This is a genomic window from Achromobacter sp. CF-sbj1-Ac2-l (assembly GCF_052698165.1).
On record NZ_CP199855.1, the window covers coordinates 1201439 to 1227036 of the forward strand.

Genomic DNA, 25598 nt, shown 5'->3' on the forward strand with positions numbered 1-25598 from the left:
CGGGACGCGGGTGCCACGCCAGGCCGGCCTCGAAAGGGCCGGCTTTTTTTGCCCCCGGCGAAGCGCGGCGGCTCGATTCAGGCCGGCGCCGCGACCGGCGGCGCGTGCTGCGGATCGGCCAGCGCCAGCAGTTCCTGGCGGATCATGTGCGCGGCCTTGATCATTTGCTTGACGGGATAGACCAGCGCCGCCTGCTCGCCTTCGGTGTCGAACTGGGTCGGCAGGTCGGCGGGCGCCTGCGCGCGGTTCTCGTCCAGCAGGTCGACCATGCCGGCCAGCGCCCGCTGCACCGCCTCGGGCGTGGCGGGCAGGGCCGCCAGGATGGGAATGGCGGCGGTGATCTGTGAGGCCAGAACGTGGTTCTGGATCAGCAGGTTGTTCAGTTCGGGCACGCTGACCTGGTGCGACTTGGGCTCGCTCATCATGCGGTAGAAGGCCTCGGCGAAATTGCTGAAGGCGATGTGCACGTTCTTGCGCGCCAGGCGCCAGGCCAGATCGGCGTCGGTGACCGCCGGGGTGGCGTCGGCGGCCGCGCCCACCGGGGCGCCATGCGCCTGCATCGCTTCCACGTAGCGCATGCCGGCCATCAGGTATTCGCGGTTGGCGCGGGTGGCGGCCGCCGCCAGCGGCTTGAGGTAGCGCGCCTCCCACCAGGGCAGGATGTAGCTGCACACCAGCGCCAGCGCGCAGCCGATCAGCGTGTCGATGGCGCGTTCGCCGATCACCGCCATCGACACCGTGCCGGGCGAGACGAAGTGGAACACCAGCACCACGAACAGGGTATTGAAGATGGCGCTGGCCATGTAGTTCAGCTGCACCATGCTGTTGCCCATGATGCAGGCGCCCAGCAGCACCGCGAACAGGATGGCGGGCTTGTCGGTGACGTTGAACAGCAGCAGCGCGCAGATGCAGCCGATCAGCGTACCCATCAGGCGCCAGCCATTGCGCTGGCGGGTCAGCGCGAAGCCCGGCTTCATGATGATGACGATGGTCAACATGATCCAGTAGTTGTGCGCCGAGAACGCCGGCGACAGCCAGCGGCTGGCCAGCGTCATGGCGATGGCGGCCGCCGCCGTCACGCGCAGGGCGTAGCGAAAGTGCGGCGAGTCCAGGCGCAGGTTGCTGGTCAGCAGGCCGACCCGGAATTCCTGGCGCGAGATGAAGCGCGTCAGCGATTTGTTGATGCGCAGCACGTCGGTGGGCTTGGCGTGCGGCGAGGCGGCGGTGTGGTCGGCCAGCCGGTCGACGATGCGGGCCGAGTTGCGCAGCCGCCGCAGCACCTGCACGATCAGCGCCAGCATCTCGGGCTCGCGTTCGCCCAGGCCCTGTTGCTTGAGCTGCTCGATCTCGTATTCGATGGCGCGCAGTTCGGCCTTGGCGCTGCTGCGGTATTGCACCTTGCGGCCGCGCGACACGTCCAGCGCGATGCGGTTCAGCTCCAGCGACATCTTCACCAGCGCGTCGCGCATGAACATCAGGCAATCGTTGCCGGCCAGCGCGCGCCGCAGCGCGGCGTAGTCGGTGTGGGTGGCCACCAGCGTGTCCAGCAGCTGCAACATGTCGACGAACATGTTCCAGATCATCACGCGCTGGCGGTCGCCCAGGCCCTTGCCACGGGGCAGGGCGCGCAGCACCATGTCGCGCGCGGCCTGGTGCTTTTCGGTCATGACCGACTGCCGCTGGATCAGGTTGCGGTAGGCCTCGTCCAGGTCGGCGGTCTCATCGTAGAAGGCGGCGCGCGCGGCGACGTAGTCGGCCGTGGCGAACAGCGCCACCGACATCGCCTGTTGTTCCTCGCGCAGCCAGAACAAGCGTGAAAATCCCAGACTGAATGCCACGTAGAACAACGCGCCGCCCAGCGTCGCGGCGGCGTGCGCCAGCACCTCGTGCGGTTCCAGCGGCGAATGCATGGTCAACGTCATCAGCAGCAGGCCGGCAAAGCCGATCAGGCCGCCGCGCTTGCCGAACACCGTGAACATCGAATAGACGAAGCACTGCGCGATGACCACCAGCCAGATCAGCACCGGGTTGGTCGAGGCCAGGCCGGTGATGATGACGGTCAGCGTGCCCAGCGCCGCGCCACCCAGCATCTCGTTGGTGCGGTGCCGCTGCGGCCCGCCGGGTTGGTCGATGATGGCCAGGCATTGCGCCCCGAAGGTGGCCACCAGGCCGGTGGTGTAGTGACCGAACAAGCCGCCCAGCACCAGAACCGGCAGCAGCATGCCGACGCCCTGCCGCACCCCGCCGAAGAAGTAGTGGCTGTAGAGAAAACGGCGAATGCTGGCAATGCGCAGATCCATGGGCGGCGGGACTCGAATCCGGGTGACGCGTCAAGTATAGAGAGGCCGGTCGCGTTTTAGGGGCCAGATGGTTACCAGACTTTCCCGCATGGCGCGGCGCGACTTCCGTGCAACGTCCGCGAAACCTCGATTTGCTACGTTTGACGCAACGCGGTAAATTGCTCCACTTGCGCCGGTCTGCCTATCCGAAACCGGCGCGATGAGGCGGATGGCCAGGGTCACCTCCCAGCCATCTTGCAGCAGACCTATTTGCCGTTGGCCGCGCCACAAGCGTGTGTTGCCAAGGCTTCCATTTCGACCTCCAGCGTCCCCCAGGGGCGTTTGCACTGCGTTCTGTCGAACGTATGTCGGGTCGGCAGGGTGTCCGGGTGGCGTGGCTCCGTGAGCCGCTAAGCGCCGGATCATGTTGCCGTAGCCGGCATGGGTTCCGTTGCCGCCGTATCCGGGCGCGCAGCAGTCAGGGTTGCAGGGCCGGTTTTGAAAGGAATGACAACATGGAAATGAATGGCGCCGATATCGTCGTGCGCTGCCTGGCCGATGAGGGCGTGGAACACGTTTTCGGCTACCCTGGCGGCGCGGTGCTCTACATCTACGACGCGATTTTCAAGCAGGACAAATTCCAGCATATCCTGGTTCGTCACGAGCAAGCCGCCGTGCACGCGGCCGATGCCTATTCGCGCTCGTCGCAAAAGGTCGGCGTCTGCATCGTGACCAGCGGTCCGGGCGTGACCAATGCCGTCACCGGCATCGCCACCGCCTACATGGACTCCATCCCCATGGTCATCATCAGCGGGCAGGTGCCCACTGCGGCCATTGGCGAGGACGCCTTCCAGGAATGCGACACCGTCGGCATCACCCGTCCCTGCGTCAAGCACAACTTCCTGGTGCGTGACGTCAAGGACCTGGCCGAAACCATGCGCCGCGCGTTCTACATCGCGCGCACCGGCCGTCCTGGTCCGGTGCTGGTGGACATCCCCAAGGACATCACCGTCGCGCAGTGCAAGTACACCCCGCCCAAGGGCGAGATCTCGATGCGTTCCTACGCGCCCGTCAACAAGGGCCACCAGGGGCAGATCAAGAAAGCCGTGCAGATGCTGCTGGCCGCCGAGCGGCCGATGATCTACACCGGCGGCGGGGTCATCCTGTCGAACGCCGCGCCCGAGCTGAACAAGCTCGTGTCGCAACTGGGCGCGCCCTGCACCAGCACCCTGATGGGCCTGGGCGGCTTCCCGGCCAGCAGCGGCCAGTTCGTGGGCATGCCCGGCATGCACGGCACCTACGAGGCCAACATGGCGATGCAGCACTGCGACGTGCTGCTGGCCATCGGCGCCCGTTTCGATGACCGCGTGATCGGCAATCCCAAGCACTTCGCCCAGAACGCCCGCAAGATTATCCATATCGATATCGACCCGTCGTCGATCTCCAAGCGCGTGCGCGTGGACGTCCCGATCGTCGGCAACGTCAAGGATGTGCTGGCCGACCTGAGCGCGCAGTACGAGGCCGCCTCGGCCGAGCACAAGCCGGCTTCCATCGCCAAGTGGTGGGAGCAGGTCGAGACCTGGCGCGGCAAGGAATGCCTGAAGTTCGCCAATTCGGACGAGGTCATCAAGCCGCAGTACGTGGTGGAAAAGCTCTGGGAAGTGACCGGCGGCGACGCCTTCGTCACCTCCGACGTGGGCCAGCACCAGATGTGGGCCGCGCAGTACTACAAGTTCGACAAGCCGCGCCGCTGGATCAACTCCGGCGGCCTCGGCACCATGGGGGTGGGCCTGCCGTACGCCATGGGCGTGCAGATGGCCAATCCGGGTCATGACATCGCCGTGATCACCGGCGAGGCCTCGATCCAGATGAACATCCAGGAACTGTCTACCTGCGCCCAGTACCGCCTGACGCCCAAGATCGTCTGCCTGAACAACCGCTTCCTGGGCATGGTGCGGCAGTGGCAGCAGATCGACTACGGCTCGCGCTATTCCGAGTCGTACATGGATTCGCTGCCTGACTTCGTCAAGGTGGCCGAGGCCTACGGCCACGTGGGCCTGCGCATCGAGCGCCCGGCCGACGTCGAGCCGGCGCTGCGCGAAGCGTTCAAGAAACACAAGGAGCGCCTGGTCTTCCTGGACTTCATCACCGACCGCACCGAAAACGTGTGGCCGATGGTCAAGGCCGGCCGCGGGCTGACCGAAATGCTGCTCGGCTCTGAAGACCTGTAAGGAGGCCACCATGAAGCACGTGATTTCCGTCCTCCTCGAGAACGAGCCCGGCGCGCTGTCGCGCGTGGTCGGCCTGTTCTCGGCGCGGGGCTACAACATCGAGACCCTGACCGTGGCGCCCACCGAGGACGCCACACTGTCGCGCATGACCATCGTCACGACCGGCTCGGACGAGGTCATCGAGCAGATCACCAAGCACCTGAACCGCCTGGTGGACGTGGTCAAGGTCGTGGACCTGACCGAAGGCGCGCACATCGAGCGCGAGCTGATGCTCGTGAAGGTGCGCGCGGTCGGCAAGGAACGCGAGGAAATGAAGCGCATGGCGGATATCTTCCGCGGGCGCATCATCGATGTGACCGACAAGTCCTACACCATCGAATTGACCGGGGTGCAGGAAAAAGTACAGGCCTTCCTGGAAGCCCTGGACCGCAGTGCCATCCTGGAAACCGTGCGCACCGGCGTGTCCGGCATCGGCCGCGGTGAACGGATTCTGAAGATTTGACCGGCCTTCCAGGCCAAGCCGCACCCTACATACGAACCAACGAATATCCAAGATATCTGGAGCACCCCATGAAAGTTTTCTACGACAAAGACTGCGATCTCTCCCTCATCAAAGGCAAGACCGTTGCCATCATCGGCTACGGCTCGCAAGGCCACGCCCACGCCCAGAACCTGAACGACTCGGGCGTGAAGGTCATCGTCGGCCTGCGCAAGGGCGGCGCCTCGTGGGACAAGGCCGCCAACGCCGGCCTGCAGGTCAAGGAAGTGGCGGAAGCCGTCAAGTCGGCCGACATCGTCATGATGCTGCTGCCCGACGAGAACATCGCCTCGGTCTACAACAAGGAAGTGCACGCCAACATCAAGGCGGGCGCCGCCCTGGCCTTCGCCCACGGCTTCAACGTCCACTACGGCCAGGTCGTGCCGCGTGAAGACATCGACGTCATCATGATCGCCCCGAAGGCCCCCGGCCACACGGTGCGCAACACCTACAAGCAGGGTGGCGGCGTGCCCCACCTGGTGGCCGTGTACCAGGACAAGTCGGGCGCCGCGCGCGACGTGGCCCTGTCGTACGCCAGCGCCAACGGCGGCGGCCGTGCCGGCATCATCGAAACCAACTTCCGTGAAGAAACCGAAACCGACCTGTTCGGCGAACAGGCCGTGCTGTGCGGCGGCACCGTCGAACTGATCAAGGCCGGTTTCGACACGCTGGTGGAAGCCGGCTACGCGCCCGAAATGGCCTACTTCGAGTGCCTGCACGAACTGAAGCTGATCGTCGACCTGATCTACGAAGGCGGCATCGCCAACATGAACTACTCGATCTCGAACAACGCCGAATTCGGCGAGTACGAGACCGGCCCGAAGATCGTGACGGACGAAACCCGCAAGGCCATGCGCCAGTGCCTGACGGACATCCAGACCGGCGAATACGCCAAGAAGTTCATCCTGGAAAACGCCGCCGGCGCCCCGACGCTGACCTCGCGCCGCCGCATCAACGCGGAATCGCAGATCGAAGTGGTGGGCGGCAAGCTGCGCGCCATGATGCCCTGGATCGCCGCCAACAAGCTGGTGGACAAGTCCAAGAACTGATTCCGGTTTCCGCGCGGGGTTTGCGCCCCGCGCGCGCCGGCCGAAAGCGGCATGCCTGGCGAGGGCATGCCGTTTTTCTTTGCGCAGAATGTGCGCGAAGGCGGGCGCGCCACGGGGAGCGCGGGCGGGCTTAGCGCGCCGGCGGGGCCGGATCGCGGCGGGCATGGCCTTTGCTGCGGCCCGTTGCGGGGCCAGATGAGTTAACCTTTCAATGTCTGTCGTAAGTAATTGAGACCATGCCCAATTTTTCCATGCGCGATTCCGAGAACCGCCACCGAAGCATCTACCTGCTGCCCAACGCATTCACCACCGCGGCGTTGTTCGCGGGGTTCTATGCCGTGGTGCAGGCCATGAACAACCGCTTCGAGGTCGCCGCCATCGCCATTTTCGTGGCCATGGTGCTGGACGGCATGGATGGCCGGGTGGCCCGCCTCACCAACACCCAATCGGCCTTCGGCGAGCAATACGACTCGCTGTCCGACATGACCTCGTTCGGCGTGGCGCCCGCGCTGGTGATGTACGAATGGATCCTGAACGACCTGGGCCGCTGGGGCTGGCTGGCGGCGTTCGTCTACGTGGCCGGGGCCGCGCTGCGCCTGGCGCGCTTCAATACCAATATCGCGGTGGTCGACAAGCGCTATTTCCAGGGCCTGCCGAGCCCGGCGGCGGCGGCATTGGTGGCCGGTTTCGTCTGGCTGGCGGTGGACAACAAGCTGCCGATCCACGACAGCGTGATGGCCTGGGTCGCGTTCACGCTGACCATGTACGCCGGCATCACCATGGTGTCCAACGCGCCGTTCTTCAGCGGCAAGAGTTTCGCCCTGGGCCGCAGCGTGCCGTTCTGGGGCATCCTGCTGGTGGTGGCGGTGTTCGTGTTTGTGTCCAGCGATCCCCCGGTGGTGCTGTTCGGCCTGTTCGTGCTGTACGGCTTTTCGGGCTGGGTCATCTGGGCCTGGCGCTGGAACCGCGCCCGCCGGCTGCAGCAGGAGCGCCGCGGCCAGTCGTCCTGAGCGCGTCGCCCGCCAAACGAAAAACCCGCCTGGATGCAGGCGGGTTTTTTCATGGTGGCATCAGCGCCACATGAAGCGGTCATCGTCGTACATCGGGTCCGGGCCGGGATGGAAGTGCGTCACCCCGTTGCCGTCGCGGCCCATGTAGACGTACATCAGCGAATTCCAGACGCTGTTTTCCTTGTAGCGGTACGACCAGATCACCTCGCGTTTTTCGCCCAGGCCGGCCTGGTCGATGCGGGCCGGCGGGCCGAACTCGCAGCGCACGCGCTCGGGGCTCCATTGGCCTTGTTCCAGCACCTTGAAGTGGGCGTCGGTCAGCAGCGGCATGACGCGGTCGACGCGGCCGTCGGCGCCGACGTTGGCGCCCCAGGCATACTGGCCCATGGGTTGCTGCGTCCAGATCACGCGGCGGCCGCCGTTGGCCTGCGGGCATTCGAAGTTGGGGCGGCCGAACTGGGCCTGGACGTCGGCCAGGGGCGTGCCGGGGGCGACCTGGGCCAGGTTGGCGCAGGCGCCCAGGCTGGCGAGGGCCGCAGCGGCCAGGGTGGTGCGGGCAAGTTTGTAATAATTCGACATATTGTTGCTCCTGTGGCCTCCCGTCGAGTCGGCGGCGCGACTCACGGCGGCGGGGCGGTGGCGTCACTGGGGTAATTCTAGCGAATCGGCTATAATCAGCAGGCTTTATCAAGTGTATTGATTTTGCAAGATGCTTTGCGCCGGCAACGGGGCTGGCTGGAGCGGGAGCAAATAAGGCGCCAAACCTTGTTCTCCGGCATTTCCAGGGTGGTCCCGAAGCAGCAGTGAGAACGCAACAACGCTTATCGCCGGCCGCGATTTTTTTCCAAACCACGTCAGGGCGCCTCGGCCCTGTCGCATGTCCGAAGAGGTCATCAATGTCTGTAGCTGACATCAAGAAATCCGATATCGTTGCGCAGTTCCAACGCGCTCAAGGCGATACCGGCTCCCCCGAAGTCCAGGTGGCTCTGCTCACCGCCCGTATCAACGAACTGACCGGTCACTTCAAAGAACACATGAAGGACCATCACTCGCGCCGCGGTCTGCTGCGTATGGTCAGCCGTCGCCGCAAGCTGCTCGACTATCTCAAGGGCCGCAATCCCGATTCGTACCGCGCACTGATCGAAAAACTCGGTCTGCGCAAGTGATCGACGGGGCTGGCTCCCCATGACGCAACCGTGGTCGGTGCGACGCATGTCGCGACGGCCACGGTTTTTCATTTGTAAGGAATAATCGTCATGTTCAATAAAGTGACTAAATCGTTCCAGTACGGCCAGCACACGGTCGTCCTGGAAACCGGCGAAATTGCTCGCCAGGCCTCCGGCGCCGTGGTGGTGTCGATCGAGGACACCGTCGTCCTGGCCACTGTCGTGGCCTCCAAGAAGGCCAAGCCGGGCCAGACGTTCTTCCCGCTGACCGTCGACTACATCGAAAAGACCTACGCCGCCGGCCGCATCCCCGGTGGTTTCTTCAAGCGCGAAGGCAAGCCGTCCGAGAAGGAAACGCTGACCTCGCGCCTGATCGACCGTCCCCTGCGTCCGCTGTTCCCCGAAGACTTCTACAACGAAGTCCAGGTGGTCATCCACACGCTGTCGGTCAATCCTGAAATCGACCCCGACATCCCCGCGATGATCGGCGCCTCGGCCGCGCTGGCCATCTCCGGCATCCCCTTCAACGGCCCGATCGGCGCCGCCCGCGTGGGCTACATCGATGGCCAGTACGCCATCAACCCGACCGCGTCGCAACTGAAGTCCTCGAAGCTGGACCTGGTGGTCGCCGGCACCGAAAACGCCGTGCTGATGGTGGAATCGGAAGCCGACCAGTTGTCCGAGGAAATCATGCTGGGCGGCGTGGTCTACGGCCACGAGCAGATGCAGGCCGTCATCAACGCCATCCACGAACTGGTCAAGGACGCTGGCAAGCCCGATTGGGACTGGCAGCCGCCCGCCAAGGACGAGGCCCTGATCGCCGCCGTCACGTCGGCCGCCCAGGAAGGCCTGAACGCCGCCTACCAGATCCGCGAAAAGCAGGCCCGCACCACCAAGCTGCGTGAAGTCTACGCCGACGTGTCGGCCAAGCTGAACGCCGCCGCCGCCGAAAAGGGCGAGCCGGCGCCGGACGCCGTCACCGTCGACAACATCCTGTTCTCGCTGGAATCGGCCATCGTCCGTGGCCAGATCCTGAACGGCGAACCGCGTATCGACGGTCGCGACACCCGCACCGTGCGTCCCATCAGCGTGCGCCTGGGCGTGCTGCCGCGCGCGCACGGCAGCGCCCTGTTCACCCGTGGTGAAACCCAGGCGCTGGTCGTGGCCACGCTGGGCACCAAGCAGGACGAGCAGATCATCGACGCGCTCATGGGCGAGTACCGCGATCGCTTCATGCTGCACTACAACATGCCTCCGTTCGCCACCGGCGAAACCGGTCGCATCGGCGTGCCCAAGCGCCGCGAAATCGGCCACGGCCGCCTGGCCAAGCGCGCGCTGATCCCGCTGCTGCCGGCCCCGGAAGACTTCCAGTACACCATCCGCATCGTGTCGGAAATCACCGAGTCCAACGGCTCGTCGTCGATGGCTTCGGTCTGCGGCGGCTCGCTGGCCATGATGGACGCCGGCGTGCCGGTCAAGGATCACGTGGCCGGCGTGGCCATGGGCCTGATCCTGGACGGCGGCAAGTTCGCCGTGCTGACCGACATCCTGGGTGACGAAGATCACCTGGGCGACATGGACTTCAAGGTCGCGGGCACCGAAAACGGCGTCACCGCGCTGCAGATGGACATCAAGATCCAGGGCATCACCAAGGAAATCATGCAAGTGGCGCTGGCGCAAGCCCGCGAAGGCCGCCTGCACATCCTGGGCAAGATGAAGGAAGCGCTGGACGGTTCGCGCGGCGAGCTGTCGGCTTTCGCCCCGCGCATGCTGACCATCAAGATCAACCCCGAGAAGATCCGCGACGTGATCGGCAAGGGCGGCGCCACCATCCGCGCGCTGACCGAGGAAACCGGCACCCAGATCGACATCTCCGACGACGGCGCGATCGTGATCGCCAGCGTCGACGAAGCGCAGGCCAAGGAAGCCCAGCGCCGCATCGTCGAGCTGACCGCCGACGTCGAAGTGGGCCAGGTCTACGACGGCTCGGTGCTGCGCCTGCTGGACTTCGGCGCCATCGTGCAAGTGCTGCCGGGCCGCGACGGCCTGCTGCACATCTCGGAAATCGCCAACTACCGCATCGCCAACATCAACGATGTGCTGAAGGTCGGCCAGCAAGTCCGCGTCAAGGTCATCGAGGCCGACGACAAGGGCCGCCTGCGCCTGTCCATCAAGGCCATCGGTGGCATCGAGCAGCAGCAACCCGCCGCTGAAGCCGCCCCGCAAGCGGAACCGCAAGCCGAATAAGGCCTGCCTTTCCTGCTGGAGCAAACGGCGCCGCGAGGCGCCGTTTTTTTTTTGCCCAGGCGCGGCGCTGATTCATCTCCTTTCGTCTTTGAATCCCCGGTATCTCCCATCTTCGCACGGCTTACGGTAAAGTCTTGCGCGTGACACGAGCGCCGGCGCGGCGCAAGCCGGCAAGGCGCCAACAGGGGGGGATTCGGATGGATCGAGCATGACGCGAGGGCGAGGATTCGCCGCGGCGGCGGCCGTGCTGGCGGGGACGCTGCTGGCGGGATGCATGTCCGCTCCGGGACCGGGCCAGGGCTCGCCCAAGGGCGAGGGCATGTCGGCCGACCAACTGGTGCAGACCGATTTCAACCGTACCGTCACCCTGGAAGTGCGCGACAACCTCGCCAGCCTCTACAGCCTGCTGGACAAGCTCTACCGGCGCAATCCGCGTGAATGGCGCAAGACCGGCGCGCCGGATCACGCCACCGCGGTCTCGCGGGTCAAGCATGCGATCGAGGTGCGCATCCCGCCCGCCGACCTGGCCGGCCTGCACGACATCCAGATCCTGGCGGTGTCGCTCGATCCCAACTACAGCGGCGACCGGGTCGGGGCCTTCATCTACGGCCTGGCCGACACCATCATCGCCGCCCACAATGGCAAGACCCGCCTGTACGCCACCGACGCGCTGGACGGGCAGCGGGTCTACAATGCCGCACGGAACGTCGAGGCGGCGGCCTGGCTGCTGGCGTCGCGCCGCAACAACCAGGGCGAACCGCTGCTGCTGGCCAACGAGATGTCGCCGCAGGCCACCAACCTCAGTTTCGAGCGCGAGTTCGGCGCCATCATCGGCCGGCTCGACCTGATCGCCAACCTGCTTGGCGAGAACTCGCGGCGCATCGGCATCAACTATGCGCAAGGGCTATTGCTGTTCAATTTCCTGCCGGTGCGCTAACAGGATTTTTCCACCGTGATCGATATCGCTTCCATCCAGACCGCCCGCGAGAACCTGCGCGGCCAGGTGCTCAAGACCCCGTTCACCCTGTCGCGCACGCTGTCCGACATCTTCGGCGCCGAGATCTGGCTGAAATTCGAGAACCTGCAGTTCACCGCCAGCTTCAAGGAGCGCGGCGCGCTCAACCGCATGCTGACGCTGTCGGACGAGGAACGCCGCGCGGGCGTGATCGCCGTGTCGGCCGGCAACCACGCGCAGGGCGTGGCCTACCATGCGCAGCGCATGGGCGTGCCCGCCGTGATCGTGATGCCGCGCTTCACGCCCACGGTGAAGGTCGCCAACACGCGCCGCTTCGGCGCCGAGGTGGTGCTGGCCGGCGATACCTTCGACGACGCCAAGGCGCATGGCTACGAGCTGGCCAAGCAGCGCGGGCTGATCATGATCCATCCCTACGACGACGAGGCCGTGATCTCGGGCCAGGGCACCGTGGCGCTGGAGATGCTGGAAGACCAGCTGCAACTGGACACGCTGGTGATCGCCATCGGCGGCGGTGGGCTGATTTCAGGCATTGCCACCGCGGCCAAGGCGCTCAAGCCGGGCATCGAGATCATCGGCGTGCAGACCGAACGGTTTCCCGCCATGTACGCCGCGGTCAAGGGGGTGTCGATGCCCAATGGCCAATACACCATCGCCGAAGGCATCGCGGTCAAGTCGCCGGGTGGCTTGACGCAGCCGATCGTCAGCCAACTGGTCGATCACATCGAGCTGGTCAGCGAGGCCGACATCGAGCACGCCATTGTGGTGTTGCTGGAAATCGAGAAGACCGTGGTGGAAGGCGCGGGCGCGGCCGGCCTGGCGGCGCTGCTGCGCGCGCAGGAGGCCGGCAGCGAGCAATTCAAGGGCAAGCGCATCGGCCTGGTGCTGACCGGCGGCAACATCGACCCCCTGATGCTGGGCGAGCTGATCGAGCGCGGCATGGTGCGCGCCGGCCGCCTGGCCCGCATCCGCGTCGACCTGCGCGACCTGCCGGGCGCGCTGGCCCACGCCACCAAGCTGATCGCCGACGCCCAGGCCAATATCACCGAGGTGCATCACCAGCGCGCGTTCACCTCATTGCCGGTGCGCAACGTGGAAGTGGATTTCGTGCTGCAGACGCGCGGCCCGGAGCATATCCAGGAAGTGATCGACATCCTGAACGCGGCCGGTTTCGCGGCCAGCAACCACGATCATTGACTCAGGCGCGGCCCAGTTCCGGGTCGCGTCCCACCTGGTTCTTCAGCCGGTACAGCCGCTCGCGATGCAAGGTCGCGGCCAGCGGTTCGGGCTCGCGCCCCAGCGCCACGTAGTCCGCCGGAATCTGCGCGATGGCCTCGCGCATGCGGTCGGCGCCGTCCTGCCACCATTGCGCCAGCATGCGGTCCGGGTTGTACACGTCCAGACCCTGCCGGCGCAGCTCCGAGCGGTTGAAGTCCTTCAGGTTCCAGGTCAGCACCTGCACCACGGGCGTTTGCGCCAGGCCGCAGCGCGCGCGGCGCGCCAGGCCGGCGGCGATGACGTGGAAGTCCTTGGGGTCGCTGTAACGCAGCGCGGCTTCGTAGACCTGGGTGTCGTGCTCGGCGGCCCGCGGGAAGCGGGCATTCATCTCGGCCCAGAACTCGGCCATCACCTCGGGCGGGATGTCCCAGATGCGGCAGGCGTTGCGGCGCCATTCCTCGCCGATGCGTTCGGTCCAGACGGGCTGGAACACACCGGCCTCGGCCAGGCGCAGCAGCAGGCGGCGCAGGATGCCGGACATGAGGACGCAGGCGTCCAGGACGATGAAGGGCGGGGTGGCGGTCGGAGTGGTCAAGGCTGGCAGTGTGTTCGCAGCGGCCGGGACGCGGCCGCGACCGTGCAGTGTAAGCGCATCCGCCGGAACCCCAGGCTTCAAGGCTGCATCGCGACCTCCAGCGCGCGTTCCAGCGATGCCCGGATCATCTCGCCATGGCCGAACTGCGGGAAGGCTTCGTAGCTGGCGTCGGCGCCCGCGGACCTCAGGCCCTGGGCCATTTCGCGCACGGCGGCGCGCGGATCCTCGCCCGCGGCGGGCACCGCACCGCCGGGCAGGGGACGGTTGGGATCGCGCGGCTTGGTGCCGACCAGGATGGCCACCCGCTTGCCAGCAGCCCTGCGGGCGTCGAACCGCCGCCATTCCCCGACCAACGCGCCGTCGTGCCACCAGGCCGAGGGGTCGCCGACGATGTAGCGGGCGAAGGCCTGCGGTTGCGTAAACAGCACGTGCAGCGTGAAGAGCCCGCCGTACGAATGGCCCCACAGGTATTCGCGTTGCGGGTCGATGGCGGCGCGTTCGCGCACCAGCGGTTTCACTTTGGCGCGGATGAACTCCAGGAAAATGTCGGCGCCGCCGCCGACGCGGCCGCGCACCACGGGGTCGGGCACGGGCTTGCCATTCACGAATACCGGCGGCGTGTAGTCATAGGCCCGCGACACGACGTCGTTGCGGGTATCGACGTCGTAGCCCAGCGCCACCAGCACCGGCGTGCGGCCCCGTCCCAGCGTGTCCAGGTCGGCTGGTGTCAGCGTGGCCAGGGCGGCGTTGCCGTCCAGCATGTAGAGCACCGGGCTGCCCCCGCTGTCGGGCGCCTTTCTGGGGATGGCGATCTGGATGCGGTAGTGGCGCTTGCCGTCGTCCGAATCCAGATTGTGCGTTTCGTACCGGTACACCGCCGAGGGATGGTCGGCCACGGTTTCTCCCAGCAACTGCATGCCGGGGCGCGGCGGGGCGTCGGGCGTCGCCGCAGGCGCTTGCGCTTGCGCCGCCGTGACCAGGATGCACGCCAGCACGGCGGCGGAAATCGGACGCGGGATCTTGTTTTTCATGGAAGGCCTACCAGGTGTAGTTCAGGTTCGCCGAGATATTGCGCCGCGCACCGTAGTAGCAACTGGCGCTGCCCGAGCAGCTTGCCAGATATTCCTTGTCGGTCAGGTTGCTGGCGTTGAGGGAGAATTTCAGGCCTTTCAGGCTGGGAGAGAGCGCGCCCAGATCGTAGCGGATGGCGGCGTCGATCAGATTCACCGACGGGCTGCGGTACGCGTTGGCGGTGTCGCCGTAGCTGCTGCCGATATGGCGCAGGCCCGCGCCCAGGCTCAGGCCCGGGGCGATCTCCTGCGGCAGGCGATAGTCCGCCCACAGGTTGTAGCTGTGGCGCGGCACACGCGGCAGTTCGTTGCCCTGCTCCGTGCCATTGCTCTTGGTGACTTCGCTGCGCATCAGCGTCGCCGAGGCGATGACCGTGATGTGGTCGGTCAGCGCGAAGTTTCCTTCCAGCTCCAGGCCGCGGACGCGGCCTTCGCCGGTCTGGACCTGGCACTGGCTGCCGTTGCACAAATGCGTGGGATCCGGGTCTGGCGTGGTGATGTTCTGCTGCTTGATCTCATACGCGGAGAAAGTGATCATGCTGCGCGAACCTGGCGGTTGGTACTTGATGCCGATCTCGGCCTGTTTGCCCTCGGTCGGTTTGAAGGGCCGATCCTCGTAGCCGACCCCGTTTACCGGTTCGAACGAGGTGGCATAGCTGGCGTAGGGCGCCAGGCCGTTATCGAACAGGTAGACCGCGCCGGCGCGCCATGTGGTGGCTTCGTCTTCGTAATGCGTCTTGGCGCCGGTGGCGCGCACCAGCGAGTTGTCCCGCGACCAGTCGTGGCGCACGCCCAGCGTGGCGGCCCACTGGCCCCAGCGGATCTGGTCCTGCGCGTAGATGCCGGTCTGCTCGCTGTCGCTGCGCCGGGTGGGCGTCATGGCTCCCATGACGACGGGGGTGCCGTAGACCGGGTCGAAGACGTCGAGCGATGAAGCCTTGCCTGACGCCTGCGCCACGCGGATGGTCTGGGTGCGATAGTCCAGGCCCGTGAGCAGGGTGTGTTCGGTGCGGCCCAGGCCGAAATCGAATTGGGCGTTATTGTCGACCGTGAAGCCTTCAGAGCGAATCCGGTTGCTGGACGCCGTGCGCCGCAGTGTGCGGCCGTCGGCCTGCAGGTCGCCCTGGCGCGAGACGCCTGCGTTGTCGGTATCGACTCGCATGTAGCGAAGTTTCTGGCCAAGCTTCACCTGGTCGGTCAGGGCATGGCTGAATTCATAGCCGATGGCGTATTGGGTGCGATCGTAGCGGTTGAAGCCGGGTTCGCCCAGGAAGCGGCCAGAACCGAAGCGGCCATGGTCCGTCGCATAATAGGTGCCGTGGGAAGGCAGGAACTGGTAGGTGCTGCCGCCGCGGTCCTGCTGATAGTTGGCCAGCAGGGTCACCGAGGTGCGGGCTGACGGCCGCCAAGTCAGGCTGGGCGCCAGCATCACGCGGTTCAGCTTGACGTAGTCGACCTGGGTGTCGGAGTGGTAGGCGGTGCCCACCACGCGGTACAGCCATTCGCCGGATTCGTCCATCGGCCCGCTGACGTCGGCGTTCAGGCGCGCCAGACCGTAGTTGTCGGTGCCGACCCCGATCTCGCCGCGCGCGTAATCGGTGGGCCGCTTGCTCACCGCGTTGACGAGCCCCCCGGGCGCGATCTGGCCGTACAGCACCGACGAGGGGCCGCGCAGTATTTCGACCCGCTCCAGGCCGAAGCCGTCGAACTGGGTGGCCGAGGCGGTGGCGCCGCTGCTGCTGCCCGGCGGACGCAGGCCGTCCAGGTAGAGGTTGTTGGCGAAGCTGCCCGTGCGGAAGCCGCGCACGGAAATCTCGTCGACGCGGCTGTCCACGCCATACGAGCCGACCGAGACGCCGGCGCTGTAGCGCAGGGCGTCGGCGGTGTTCTTCGCTCCTATCATGTCCATCAGCTCGCGGTTGACCACGGACACGGATTGCGCGGTCTCGATGAGCGGCGTGCCAGTCTTGGTACCCACGCTGCTGTCGAGAGCCAGCGGGCCAATGTCGCCCATGCCCTGGCCGGTCACCGTCACGCTGGGCAACAGGGCCGGGCCTGCGCCCATGGGTTCGGGCGCGCGTTCGATGCGGTATCCCTCGCCATTGGCGTTGGGCACCGCGCGCAGATTGCTGCCTCGCAGCAACTGCCGCAGCGCGTCCGTCACCGATCCCTGCAGGTGCATGGCTGGCGCCTGCTTGCCTGCCGTGAGCGGCGGGGCGCTGATGATGGTGATGCGAGCGGCTTGGCCCAGCCGCAGGAGCGCGTCCTGCAAGGACAACGCCGGCAGCGTGATGTCCACGGTGGCGTTTTCCGCTGCCCGCGCGGGCAGCGTCGTGGCGAGCGCGACGGCGCACAGAAGCAGGCAAAGCGTGGCTGGCTTGAAGCGGCGGATTCGGCCGCCCTCGGGAGGGAATCGTTGGGACATCGGTATGGGTTCTTTGGTTGGGACCCGCGCAGCGGGTTTCAACTTGTCCTAACGAGCGGGTGCCGGGAATCTGCCGAAACTTACATTTTGTTTCTCATCATGCCGGTTCCACGCGGACCCAGTAGCGCGTGCGGTATCGCACCCGCAGGCCCAGCGTGATGGCCAGCGCCTCCAGGACCTGGTCCGTGTCCTTGAGGCGAAAACTGCCGTTCACGCGCAGGGCAGCCACGCGCTCGTCGCACTGGATCAGGCCCGGCCGATAGCGCGCCAGTTCTTCGGCAAACGCCTCCAGCGGCATATCGTCAGCGATCAACATGCCGTGCACCCAGGCGAACTCGCGCCCGGCCCAGCCTGTTTCGTCCTCGATGCGGTGCGCCGAGAAGCGGCGCACGTCGCCGGCGCGCAGGGTCAGGCCGAGATCGCCTCGGGTGGTGAGAACGGCCTGCCCCGCATCGAGCGCCACGCGGGTCAACGGGCCTTGCGTGCGCACCACCAAGTGAGCGCGGGTCGGGACGATACAGCCACCGCGCGTCAACACGCGCGGCGCCGAGTCCGCGGCGCGGGTGTCCAGCATGATCTCGCCGTCGTGCAGTTCGATGTCCAGGCGGCCTCCGTCCTGCCTCAGGTCCAGCGCAGTGCCGGTGTTCATCATCAGCGCCACAGCGTCGTTCAGCGTCAGGCTGCGCTGTTCGCCGGTGGCGCTGCGGTAGGCCGCGAGCCACCCCGCCTCCCGGGCCTGGCGGTAGAGCAGCGGGCCGCCCACTGCAATGCCCGCGCCGGCCGCCAGCAACTTGAGCGTGCGCCGGCGCGTGTGGCGAAAGTCGATGGCCCCGAGCGCGGCGGCAGCGGCATCGCCGCTTGCGGGCACGGCGTCCTGCAATAGCTCGAAGCGCCGCCAGACTTTGGCGTGCCCGGGCGAAGCTTCGTACCAGCGCTGCCAGGCCTGCCGCGTGGCGGCGCTGCCGTCCTGTTCCAGGCGCACCAGCCAGCCGGCCGCCTGCGCGACTACGTCGGGTTGGCGTCTAGACATCGAGCGCGTGATAAAGGCGTTGCCAACCCTGGACCATGTCTTTCTGCACCATGTTGACCGTGATTTGCAGGCGGTCCGCGATCGCTTCGTAGGGCAGGCCCTGTAGGCGCGCCAGCAGGAACACCTCGCGCATGCGCCGCGGCATGCGGTCCAGCGCCGCGCACACGGCCAGCAATTGCTGTGACACCTGGGCCAGCATTTCGGGCGACGGCGAGAGTGGTTCGGGCTGTTGCGCCAACGCGGCCAGGTAAGCGGCCTCCAGCTCACGGCGCCGGTGGCGGTCGATCAGCAGGCGGCGGGCGATGGCGGCCAGGTAGCCGCGGTTCCAGCCGCGTGATTCCAGGTAGGTCTGGCGCAGCAGGCGTTCAAAGGTGTCCTGCACCAGGTCCCAGGCGTCGGCCGGGTGTCCCGTCTGGCGCCGCATGAAGGCGAACAGCCAGGCGCGGTGCTCGCGGTACATCGACGCGACCACGTTGCGGTCGGCCGCCTCGGGAGTTGAGGGCGCTTCCACGTTGAAGAAGAATTTATGCAAATAAGAATCAGACGCAATTCTAACTGTTGCATGCATGCCTGGGAAGCGGGCAGGGGGCGGACGTTCGCGGGGAAGAGGAATGCGGTTGCGGCAAAGGGCGCGCAAACGCGGGCCGGTGGTGGTTCAGGGGTGGTGCCCGAGACCGGAATCGAACCGGTACGGCCTCGCGGCCGAGGGATTTTCGTACCACTTCGACTTTCGCCGCCGGCGCGCGGAGCGCCGTTCGTGGTCTGGAGCACGCCTTCACCATAGCCTTGCGGCCTTAGGTGCCCGCCGTCTGCTCTCTACACCTTCCCGGTTCTTTCGATCCGGGCTTGGCTCGGCGTTGGCTCGGAACAAGTCCAGGGCATTCGCCGAGTTTGACGGGCTACACCTCTGGAGTTTCCTCCGGAGGGCTCAAATGGATTCAAGTCCCTTGTGTCTACCAATTTCACCACTCGGGCATTGGGGTTCCGACAGGAAACCGCAATGGGATACCTGGGTGTGCGGCGCGAGCGCGCAGCGGTATCCGGCGGGCGTGACTATACCACTCGCGGGCGGGCGGCCCGTCATGCAAGGCCGCCCCTGTGGAAAACTCAGCCGATGAAGCGCACCGTCTGGCGGGCGCGTTCGTCCACCTCCAGGGTGAAAACGTCGGGCCGAGCGTAGTGGCCAACCACGTCGAAGTCATAGCGCGCGCGCACCAGTTCGTCGACATCGATGGTTGCCGTCAGCAGGCCGGTCTGGCCGTGCAGCGGGCCGGCCAGTACGTCGCCCAGCGGTCCGACGATGAGCGAGCCGCCGTTGATGAGTGGACGCCGAGGATCCCAGCCGGGCACGTCCAGGCCCAGCTCGGCGGGCGAGGGTTGCACCTGGCAGGCGCTGATGACGAAGCAGCGGCCCTCGTGGGCGATGTGGCGCATCGAGCATTGCCAGATGTCGCGTTCGTCGACGGTGGGCGCGCACCAGATCTGTACGCCCTTGGCGTACATGGCGGTGCGCAGCAGCGGCATGTGGTTTTCCCAGCAGATGGCGCCGCCGACGCGGCCCGCGGCCGTCTCCAGCACGGGCAGGGTCGAGCCGTCGCCCTGGCCCCAGATCAGCCGTTCGGTGCCGGTGGGCATCAGCTTGCGGTGCTTGGCGACCAGGCCGGTGGCCGGATCGAAGTACAGCGCGGTGCAGTACAGCGTGCTGCCGGCGCGTTCGATCACGCCGATCACCAGGCTGGCCCCGGTGCGTTGCGACAGCGCGGCCAGCGCGTCGGTCTCGGGGCCGGGTACATCGATGGCGTTCTGGTAGTAGCGGGCGTAGGCGTCGCGCCCTTCGGGCAGGCGGTAGCCCAGGCGGGTGCCGAAGATCTCGCCCTTGGGGTAGCCGCCCAGCAGGGCTTCGGGCATGACTACCAGCGCGGCGCCAGAGGCGCTGATCCCGGCCTCGAAGGCCAGGATCCGTTCCAGGGTGGCGTCCTTGCCTTCGGGCGAGGCGCCGATCTGCAGCGCGGCGACGGTGGTGGCGGTCATGGGGGTTCCTTTTTCACAGGGGAGTCGATGCGTCCTAGTGTCGGGGGCGGCCTAAAATCAATCAATCCTGCCTGGCGATAAATGATATGAACCAGATCGATATCGAGTCGACCGACCTGAACCTGCTCAAGGTGTTCGAGGCGATCTACGACGAGGGCGGCGCGGGCCGCGCCGCGCTGCGCCTGGGGGTGACCCAGTCGGCGGTCAGCGCGGCGCTGGCGCGGCTGCGCGCGCTGTACGCCGACCCGCTGTTCGTGCGCACCGGGCGTGGCCTGTCGCCCAGCCTGCGGGCGCGCGAGCTGCGGCCGATCATCGGCGAGGCGTTGGACAAGTGCCGGCAGAGCCTGTCGCTGGCGCGGCCTGGACCGGCCGGGTTCGCCGGGCGTTCGGTCACGCTGGGGCTGTCGGACGACTTCGAGATCGCGCTGGGGCGCGAGGCCATCGCGGCGCTGGCCGAGGCTGCGCCGGGACTGCGTCTGATCTTTCGCCAGACCCACAGCCGCCTGGCCGCCGACATGCTGATGGCGCGCGACGTCGACCTGGTGATCGCGTCCGGCGGACTGATCGCGCCCGCATTGCAGCGCGTGACCGTTGGGCAGGGCGACTATGCCTGCCTGGTCGATCCGGCCAGCCTGGCGCCGGGCCAGGATGCGTTGTCGGTGGAGGATTTCACCCGGCGTGCGCACGTGCTGGTGTCGTCGGGCGGATTCATCGGCGTGGTTGACGAGGTGCTGCACGCGCAGGGATTGACGCGGCGGGTGCTGGCGGCGACCACGCACTTTGCGGCGCTGGCGTTTCTGCTGCGTGGTGGCGACGCGCTGGCGACCCTGCCGACCCACGCGGCGCGCGGCCTGGCGGCGGTCACGGGGCTGCGGCTGCTGCCGTGCCCGGTCGCCATGCCGCGCTACGCCATCGAGATGGGCTGGCGCGCCGATGCCTTGCGCGATGAGGCCGTGGCGGTGGCTCGCCTATCCCTGCTGGGCCTGCTGCAGGGCTACGGTTGGGCCGCGGCACCTGGCGCCCGGTGATTGACCGGTGACGCGTTTATAGGCGCGGCTGAAGGCGGCTTGGGAGGTATAGCCGAGGCGCTCGGCCACGGTGTCGATCGGTAAGCGCTCGTGGGATAGCCATTGGCTGGCCAGGCGCATGCGCAATTCGGTGGCGTAGCGCAGCGGCGGCGTGCCGATGGTGGCCTGGAAGCGTTGCGCGAAGACCGATCGCGAGACATTGCATTGCGCCGCCAGTTCTTCCACGGTCCAGTCGCTGCCGGGCTGGCGATGCAGGGCCAGGATGGCGCGCGCCAGCCGCGGGTCGCGCAGGGCGGCCACCAGGCCGGCGGCATCATCGCAACCGCTTTCTATCCAGCCGCGCACGATCATGGCGGCCACCACTTCCGCCAGGCGCGCCAGGATGCCGGCAAAGCCGATGCGTCCGGCGCAGATTTCGCGCTTCATGGCGTCCAGCAGCGCCAGCGCGCCCGGGTAGCGTTCGCTGGCGGCGTCCACCAGCATCAGGCCAGGCATCAAGGGGCCGAGGCCCCGCATGCCGCCCAGGTCGAACGCCATGCAGCCATAGAAGAGCACGGCGCTGGGCGTGTCGTGCGTGCTGGGGCAGGTGTCGACGCCGCTGACCTGCTCGCCCAGCGGCGCCGCGGCCACCTCGTCGATATCGCGCACCGGGGCGCGCGGGTCGGATAGCAAGTGATGGGCATCGCCCTGGGGAATGAGCACGGCGTTGCCCGCGGACAGCGGATGCAGCGCGCCGTCGGCGCTGCGCAGCACAGCGTTGCCAACCGCCAGGTAGTGGAAGTAGGCGTGGCCGGGGCGGGCGCGGAAACCCAGGCCGACCGGCGCGCCGACCTGGATGCGGCGGTATTGCACGCCGCGCAGGCGCATGCCGGTCAGCAGTTCGCTGATCAGGTCGGACGAAAGCGCAAAGGCATCCGTGGCATTCATTCAGGTGTTTAGATCAAAAATTGAAGATTCTTCATCATAGATAATCCTGGGCACCATCCCTAGACTGGCCGCTGTGATGTTTTCCTGAGGATGTTCTGCGATGAGTCATGGTGTCTGTGAAGCGGTCTGCGATGGCCGCATGTCGCGCGCGGCGGATGCGCCGCCCGCCTGGATGGCGGTGTTTTCGCTGGCGATGGGGGTGTTCGGCTTGCTGACCGCGGAGTACCTGCCGGCCAGCCTGCTGACGCCGATGGCGCTCGACCTGGGCGTTTCCGAGGCGCTGGCCGGGCAGGCGGTGACGGTGACGGCGGTGGTGGCGTTGTTTGCCGGACTGCTGGTGCCGGGTCTGACGCGCGCGCTCGACCGGCGCGCGGTGCTGCTGGCCTTCAGCACCCTGATGGTGGCCTCCAATCTGTTGGTGGCAATGTCTTCCAGCCTGGCGGTGCTGCTGGCGATGCGTATTTTGCTCGGCGTTGCGCTGGGCGGTTTCTGGAGCATGGCGGCGGCGGTGGCCATGCGCCTGGTGCCGCCCGCCTTGCTGCCGCGCGCGTTGTCGATCATCTTCAGTGGCATTGCCGTGGGGACCGTGGTGGCGGTGCCGCTCGGCAGCTATCTGGGCGGCAGGTATGGCTGGCGCAGCGCCTTCGTCGCCGCGGCCGCGGTTGGCGTGGCGACGCTGGCGTTCCAGTGGCTCACGCTGCCGCGGCTGGCGCCGGGTCGGACCGCGCGGCTGCGCACGGTGCTGGAGGTATTGCTGCGTCCCGGCATCGCCGTGGGCATGTTGGGATGCGTGCTGGTGCACACCGGCCACTTCGCGCTGTTCACCTACATCCGGCCGTTCCTTGAAACCACGACAGGCGTCGGCGCCGACGGACTGGCCTTGATGCTGCTGGGTTTTGGCGTGGCGAATTTCGCCGGCACCCTGCTGGCGGGATGGTTGCTGGGCCACAGCGCCCGCGCCACGCTGGTGCTGATGCCCGCGCTGGTGGGGGCGGCGGCCCTGGCGCTGGCCTTGCTGCCGACGACCGTAACGGGACAGGCGCTGCTGGTGGCGCTATGGGGAATGGCGTTCGGCGGGGTGCCGGTGGCGTGGTCGAACTGGGTGGCCAGCGCGGTGCCCGACCAGGCCGAAAGCGCGGGCGGCATGGTGGTGGCGTCGGTGCAGTCGTCGATCGCGGCCGGCGCGGCGGCCGGTGGCGCGATGTTCAGCGCCAACGGCATCGTCGGCGTGTTCGTGGCCGCCGGCATCCTGATGCTGCTGGCGGCGCTGTTGATCGCATTGCGGGTGCGCATCCACGCGCCTGGACGCGGCCCCGGTCCGGCAGTGCATCTTTGAGACCTACGCCGCCTGAGGCCGGCGCGGGACGAGGCCGCGCCAGCCGTGCGCGCGACTGCGCCGACGGTATCATGTGCCATCCTCGTTTTGGCAACCCGCCGTACGGTCATGGTCCCTGCATCGACTCCGCTTCTCGACCGCCTGCTTGCCGACGGCGTCATTCGCCCGGATCACCACGCCGCCGCGCGCCAGCGTCTGGGCGAGGGCGGCGCCGAACCGTGGACGTCGCTCGGCGAGGCGTTGTTCTGGCTGGTGGACGAACACATCGTTTCCGACGAGGATCTGGCGGCCATCGGCGAGCTCTCCGTGACCGAAGCCGCCTTCGCCGGCAACGCCACCCGTCGCCAGGCACTGGCCGAGATGGACGCGCTGATGCAGCGCAAGCTTGAAGAATATGAACGGCAGGTGCGCCGGGTCGCGCTCAAGCGTGCTTTTCCCGGCCCGCGCCGGGCATGGCTGGGCGGCGGCGTGATCGCGGTGGCCGCGGCGGGATGGTATCTGTTCGCGCCGGCCACGCCGCCGCAGTGCGATGATGCCGATGTGCAGAAAACCCTGCGCGCCAGCCTGTTTACCTCGCGCCTCCAGCAGATGTCCCGCAATCCGCTGGCCGGGGGAGCGGCGCCGGCCGACCTGTACCTGGCGACGTTTTCGGATGTGAACGAAATCGGCTACATCAAGCCGGAACGGTCGCGCGGCTGCGCCGCGACGCTGAAGGTCGGCGAGGCCACGTCGGTCCTGGCCTACACCATCGGTCCGAACGACAAGGGCGAGATGATGATCGCCGGCGCGGATCCGCGCGTGGTGCGGGCCCGTTACGGCCAGCTCGATGCCGATGGCAAGCCGCGCGATGTGGGCCAGCCGGCGGGCGCGGCAAGGCTCGCCGCCGCCTTCGAACAGGGCGTGGCGGCGTTCGACCAGTTGGCCCGGGGCGCGGCGCGCAAGGCAGCCCAGGACCGGCAGCGCGAACGCATGGGCCTGCCGGCGGAAACCGACACGCGCGCCGTGCGCAATATCCAGCCGCTGGGCGACTGCAAGGATCTCGGCGGCGGCAGGTGGTCATGCCGCCTGCAGGTCGAGTACCGCGACCGCCTGATGTCCACCATCGGCCGCGCCGACTGGCAGGTGTTCGAAGGCGACTTCGAATTCCTGCAGGAAGGGGACGCGTGGCGCGTGGGCGAGCCGTTCACGCGCCAGTACATGGATGCGATCGTGCGCGGCCGGATGGCGGAGCTGAAGGGCGACGAGGCGGCGGCGCGGCTGGAGCAGATCCAGCGCCAGCGGCCGCAGGCCGCGCCGACGGCCGAGTCGGCGCCATCCGTGGGAGCCTTGGCGCCCGCCAGGACGGGCGGCCGCGAGCATCGCGGCGACGGCGCCGTCATCAACAAATAGGACGGGTTGTGGTTAGTCCCGCGCGCGCTCAGGCCGTGATGGCGTCCGGTTCCCGCCGGCGGGCGAAGACGAACACGTGGTGGTATTTGTCGCGCATCGGATGGCGCGGCTGTTCGACGCCGGCGATCGGCGGCACGAAAGGCGTGAACAGGCCAAGCGCGTCGATATGTACCGGGAAGGGCGCGCGTTCGGGCGTGTCGTTGTAGCCCAGGACGAGCAGGCCGCCCGGCTTGAGCACCGCATGGCATTGCGCAAGCATGCGCTCGTAGTCGGCCTGTTCGTTCAGGCCGTAGCCGATCAGGCCGTTGGCGATCACCACGTCGAAATAGCCCGGCTCGTAGAGCGCCGCCATCTCGGTGGCGCTGCCCGTCAGGTGGCGGCCAGGCACGCCGTAGCGGGCCTGTTCCGGATCCATGTCGAGCGAATGGAATTCCGGCTTCAGCAGCCGCGGATAGTGCCAGGTGTATTCGCCCATGCCCAGGAAGAGGCAGCGCCCCGGGCCTTGCGGGCCGTCCGCCTGGCGGTTGAGATAGCCGAAGATCTGTTGTTCCAGGAAGGCCCGGTTCGGCGCCCGCAGCGGAAACTGCACGCCGCAGCGCGCGGCCAGGGCCGGAGACAACCGGAACAGGCCTGATTTGAATGCGTCTTTGAGTTTGGGCATACGGATCGCGCCTGGCTGTGTCGCCGGTTCTTTGACCGGGTTCGCCACCGCGAGCCGCCCGGAATGCGCCAGATAGTAGACGAAATCGTTTCTATTCAGGAGTTGTTCAGTTGTTAATGATATTTGCGCAACAGGGGCGCGAGCGGACACGTCCTGGACCGTGGTGACGGCGGGCGGCTCGGGCAAATCGAGGGGGATGGGGACGGAGGGCGGTCTTCTGGCGGAAGCGGTGGGATTCGAACCCACGAAGGGTTTAACCCCTTGCCGGTTTTCAAGACCGGTGCAATCGACCACTCTGCCACGCTTCCTGCTGCCGCAATGTCCTGCGGAGACGGCAATCCGGCCGCCAGGCAAACACTCTACCCGACGACAACGCGACTTGCCGTAAAGGGCGC

The 25598-nt window shown here is 67.0% G+C and carries 21 protein-coding genes and 1 tRNA gene; 11 read left to right on the plus strand and 11 right to left on the minus strand.

Features of this window, described 5'->3' with window-relative positions:
* Positions 1 to 77 precede the first annotated feature (77 nt).
* A complete protein-coding gene (locus ACUDCK_RS05565) occupies positions 78 to 2300 on the minus strand; it encodes an FUSC family protein (RefSeq protein ID WP_059269447.1) in 2223 nt (740 codons plus the stop codon).
* 494 nt (positions 2301 to 2794) lie between these two features.
* Here ACUDCK_RS05565 and ACUDCK_RS05570 point away from each other — a divergent pair, with 494 nt between their 5' ends.
* The 4 genes from ACUDCK_RS05570 (at position 2795) to pssA (ending at position 7107) form a co-directional block, all read left to right on the plus strand.
* Positions 2795 to 4510: an acetolactate synthase 3 catalytic subunit gene (locus ACUDCK_RS05570; protein ID WP_049071827.1), complete on the plus strand. Its 1716-nt coding sequence runs from the start codon at positions 2795 to 2797 to the stop codon at positions 4508 to 4510.
* A gap of 10 nt (positions 4511 to 4520) precedes the next feature.
* On the plus strand, positions 4521 to 5012 hold the full coding sequence (gene ilvN / locus ACUDCK_RS05575) for an acetolactate synthase small subunit (RefSeq protein WP_006217868.1): 492 nt from the start codon (positions 4521 to 4523) through the stop codon (positions 5010 to 5012).
* 68 nt (positions 5013 to 5080) lie between these two features.
* A complete protein-coding gene (ilvC, locus tag ACUDCK_RS05580; protein WP_049071830.1) occupies positions 5081 to 6097 on the plus strand; it encodes a ketol-acid reductoisomerase in 1017 nt (338 codons plus the stop codon).
* 236 nt (positions 6098 to 6333) lie between these two features.
* Positions 6334 to 7107, plus strand: a complete 774-nt coding sequence (gene pssA / locus ACUDCK_RS05585; RefSeq protein ID WP_006389119.1) for a CDP-diacylglycerol--serine O-phosphatidyltransferase — start codon at positions 6334 to 6336, stop codon at positions 7105 to 7107.
* 60 nt (positions 7108 to 7167) lie between these two features.
* Here pssA and ACUDCK_RS05590 read toward each other — a convergent pair whose 3' ends face one another.
* The gene (locus tag ACUDCK_RS05590) at positions 7168 to 7686 is read right to left on the minus strand and encodes a hypothetical protein (RefSeq protein WP_054501674.1); all 519 of its coding nucleotides are present in this window, start codon (positions 7684 to 7686) and stop codon (positions 7168 to 7170) included.
* A 317-nt stretch (positions 7687 to 8003) separates the two neighbouring features.
* On the opposite strand from ACUDCK_RS05590, the gene rpsO reads away from it, so the two are divergent.
* The 4 genes from rpsO (at position 8004) to ACUDCK_RS05610 (ending at position 12690) form a co-directional block, all read left to right on the plus strand.
* Entirely contained in the window at positions 8004 to 8273 is a 270-nt protein-coding gene (rpsO, locus tag ACUDCK_RS05595; RefSeq protein ID WP_006223612.1) for a 30S ribosomal protein S15, read from the plus strand.
* A gap of 90 nt (positions 8274 to 8363) precedes the next feature.
* Complete coding sequence (gene pnp, locus ACUDCK_RS05600) at positions 8364 to 10520, plus strand: polyribonucleotide nucleotidyltransferase (protein ID WP_445659295.1); 2157 nt, start codon at positions 8364 to 8366, stop codon at positions 10518 to 10520.
* Between the two features lie 208 nt (positions 10521 to 10728).
* The gene (locus ACUDCK_RS05605) at positions 10729 to 11457 is read left to right on the plus strand and encodes a hypothetical protein (protein ID WP_064524633.1); all 729 of its coding nucleotides are present in this window, start codon (positions 10729 to 10731) and stop codon (positions 11455 to 11457) included.
* Between the two features lie 15 nt (positions 11458 to 11472).
* Positions 11473 to 12690, plus strand: coding sequence for a threonine ammonia-lyase (locus tag ACUDCK_RS05610; RefSeq protein WP_175167745.1), 1218 nt, complete (start codon positions 11473 to 11475; stop codon positions 12688 to 12690).
* Between the two features lies 1 nt (position 12691).
* Here ACUDCK_RS05610 and ACUDCK_RS05615 read toward each other — a convergent pair whose 3' ends face one another.
* The 6 genes from ACUDCK_RS05615 to ACUDCK_RS05640 all read right to left on the minus strand — a co-directional run bounded on the left by ACUDCK_RS05615 (position 12692) and on the right by ACUDCK_RS05640 (position 19862).
* The gene (locus ACUDCK_RS05615) at positions 12692 to 13315 is read right to left on the minus strand and encodes a PIN domain-containing protein (protein WP_420867710.1); all 624 of its coding nucleotides are present in this window, start codon (positions 13313 to 13315) and stop codon (positions 12692 to 12694) included.
* A 68-nt stretch (positions 13316 to 13383) separates the two neighbouring features.
* A complete protein-coding gene (locus ACUDCK_RS05620) occupies positions 13384 to 14337 on the minus strand; it encodes an alpha/beta hydrolase (RefSeq protein WP_175167744.1) in 954 nt (317 codons plus the stop codon).
* 7 nt (positions 14338 to 14344) lie between these two features.
* Positions 14345 to 16801 (minus strand): TonB-dependent siderophore receptor, encoded by a 2457-nt coding sequence (locus ACUDCK_RS05625; RefSeq protein ID WP_175167743.1) that lies wholly within the window; start codon positions 16799 to 16801, stop codon positions 14345 to 14347.
* Between the two features lie 97 nt (positions 16802 to 16898).
* Positions 16899 to 17831 carry a DUF4880 domain-containing protein gene (locus ACUDCK_RS05630; protein WP_175167742.1) on the minus strand — a complete coding sequence of 311 codons (933 nt, stop codon included), beginning with the start codon at positions 17829 to 17831 and terminating at the stop codon, positions 16899 to 16901.
* On the minus strand, positions 17824 to 18363 hold the full coding sequence (locus ACUDCK_RS05635) for an RNA polymerase sigma factor (protein ID WP_196767531.1): 540 nt from the start codon (positions 18361 to 18363) through the stop codon (positions 17824 to 17826). The genes ACUDCK_RS05630 and ACUDCK_RS05635 overlap by 8 nt, the downstream gene beginning before the upstream one ends.
* A 575-nt stretch (positions 18364 to 18938) precedes the next feature.
* Positions 18939 to 19862, minus strand: coding sequence for a carbon-nitrogen hydrolase family protein (locus ACUDCK_RS05640; RefSeq protein WP_175167741.1), 924 nt, complete (start codon positions 19860 to 19862; stop codon positions 18939 to 18941).
* A gap of 86 nt (positions 19863 to 19948) precedes the next feature.
* Here ACUDCK_RS05640 and ACUDCK_RS05645 point away from each other — a divergent pair, with 86 nt between their 5' ends.
* Positions 19949 to 20890 carry a LysR substrate-binding domain-containing protein gene (locus tag ACUDCK_RS05645; protein WP_175167740.1) on the plus strand — a complete coding sequence of 314 codons (942 nt, stop codon included), beginning with the start codon at positions 19949 to 19951 and terminating at the stop codon, positions 20888 to 20890.
* Here ACUDCK_RS05645 and ACUDCK_RS05650 read toward each other — a convergent pair.
* Entirely contained in the window at positions 20831 to 21817 is a 987-nt protein-coding gene (locus tag ACUDCK_RS05650; RefSeq protein ID WP_445659296.1) for an AraC family transcriptional regulator, read from the minus strand. The genes ACUDCK_RS05645 and ACUDCK_RS05650 overlap by 60 nt on opposite strands.
* A gap of 100 nt (positions 21818 to 21917) precedes the next feature.
* Between ACUDCK_RS05650 and ACUDCK_RS05655 the strand changes: the two genes are divergently transcribed.
* Positions 21918 to 23153 (plus strand): MFS transporter, encoded by a 1236-nt coding sequence (locus ACUDCK_RS05655; RefSeq protein ID WP_064524618.1) that lies wholly within the window; start codon positions 21918 to 21920, stop codon positions 23151 to 23153.
* Positions 23154 to 23261: 108 nt separating this feature from the next.
* The gene (locus ACUDCK_RS05660; protein WP_064524616.1) at positions 23262 to 24542 is read left to right on the plus strand and encodes a hypothetical protein; all 1281 of its coding nucleotides are present in this window, start codon (positions 23262 to 23264) and stop codon (positions 24540 to 24542) included.
* Between the two features lie 28 nt (positions 24543 to 24570).
* Here the strand turns inward: ACUDCK_RS05660 and ACUDCK_RS05665 are convergent, their stop codons facing one another.
* Entirely contained in the window at positions 24571 to 25203 is a 633-nt protein-coding gene (locus ACUDCK_RS05665; RefSeq protein ID WP_054501662.1) for a class I SAM-dependent methyltransferase, read from the minus strand.
* Between the two features lie 218 nt (positions 25204 to 25421).
* A tRNA-Ser gene (locus ACUDCK_RS05670) sits at positions 25422 to 25511 on the minus strand.
* Between the last annotated feature and the right edge of the window lie 87 nt (positions 25512 to 25598).

Excerpts from the sequence above, each read along its gene's own strand:
- ACUDCK_RS05660 (WP_064524616.1), top strand. The coding sequence starts at position 23,262 with ATGGTCCCTGCATCGACTCCGCTTCTCGACCGCCTGCTTGCCGACGGC.
- ilvN (WP_006217868.1), top strand. The coding sequence starts at position 4,521 with ATGAAGCACGTGATTTCCGTCCTCCTCGAGAACGAGCCCGGCGCGCTG.
- ilvC (WP_049071830.1), top strand. The coding sequence starts at position 5,081 with ATGAAAGTTTTCTACGACAAAGACTGCGATCTCTCCCTCATCAAAGGC.
- rpsO (WP_006223612.1), top strand. The coding sequence starts at position 8,004 with ATGTCTGTAGCTGACATCAAGAAATCCGATATCGTTGCGCAGTTCCAA.
- ACUDCK_RS05570 (WP_049071827.1), top strand. The coding sequence starts at position 2,795 with ATGGAAATGAATGGCGCCGATATCGTCGTGCGCTGCCTGGCCGATGAG.
- ACUDCK_RS05630 (WP_175167742.1), bottom strand. The coding sequence starts at position 17,831 with ATGTCTAGACGCCAACCCGACGTAGTCGCGCAGGCGGCCGGCTGGCTG.
- ACUDCK_RS05645 (WP_175167740.1), top strand. The coding sequence starts at position 19,949 with ATGAACCAGATCGATATCGAGTCGACCGACCTGAACCTGCTCAAGGTG.
- pnp (WP_445659295.1), top strand. The coding sequence starts at position 8,364 with ATGTTCAATAAAGTGACTAAATCGTTCCAGTACGGCCAGCACACGGTC.
- ACUDCK_RS05605 (WP_064524633.1), top strand. The coding sequence starts at position 10,729 with ATGACGCGAGGGCGAGGATTCGCCGCGGCGGCGGCCGTGCTGGCGGGG.
- ACUDCK_RS05625 (WP_175167743.1), bottom strand. The coding sequence starts at position 16,801 with ATGTCCCAACGATTCCCTCCCGAGGGCGGCCGAATCCGCCGCTTCAAG.
- ACUDCK_RS05650 (WP_445659296.1), bottom strand. The coding sequence starts at position 21,817 with ATGAATGCCACGGATGCCTTTGCGCTTTCGTCCGACCTGATCAGCGAA.
- ACUDCK_RS05590 (WP_054501674.1), bottom strand. The coding sequence starts at position 7,686 with ATGTCGAATTATTACAAACTTGCCCGCACCACCCTGGCCGCTGCGGCC.
- ACUDCK_RS05640 (WP_175167741.1), bottom strand. The coding sequence starts at position 19,862 with ATGACCGCCACCACCGTCGCCGCGCTGCAGATCGGCGCCTCGCCCGAA.
- pssA (WP_006389119.1), top strand. The coding sequence starts at position 6,334 with ATGCCCAATTTTTCCATGCGCGATTCCGAGAACCGCCACCGAAGCATC.
- ACUDCK_RS05665 (WP_054501662.1), bottom strand. The coding sequence starts at position 25,203 with ATGCCCAAACTCAAAGACGCATTCAAATCAGGCCTGTTCCGGTTGTCT.
- ACUDCK_RS05655 (WP_064524618.1), top strand. The coding sequence starts at position 21,918 with ATGAGTCATGGTGTCTGTGAAGCGGTCTGCGATGGCCGCATGTCGCGC.
- ACUDCK_RS05620 (WP_175167744.1), bottom strand. The coding sequence starts at position 14,337 with ATGAAAAACAAGATCCCGCGTCCGATTTCCGCCGCCGTGCTGGCGTGC.
- ACUDCK_RS05565 (WP_059269447.1), bottom strand. The coding sequence starts at position 2,300 with ATGGATCTGCGCATTGCCAGCATTCGCCGTTTTCTCTACAGCCACTAC.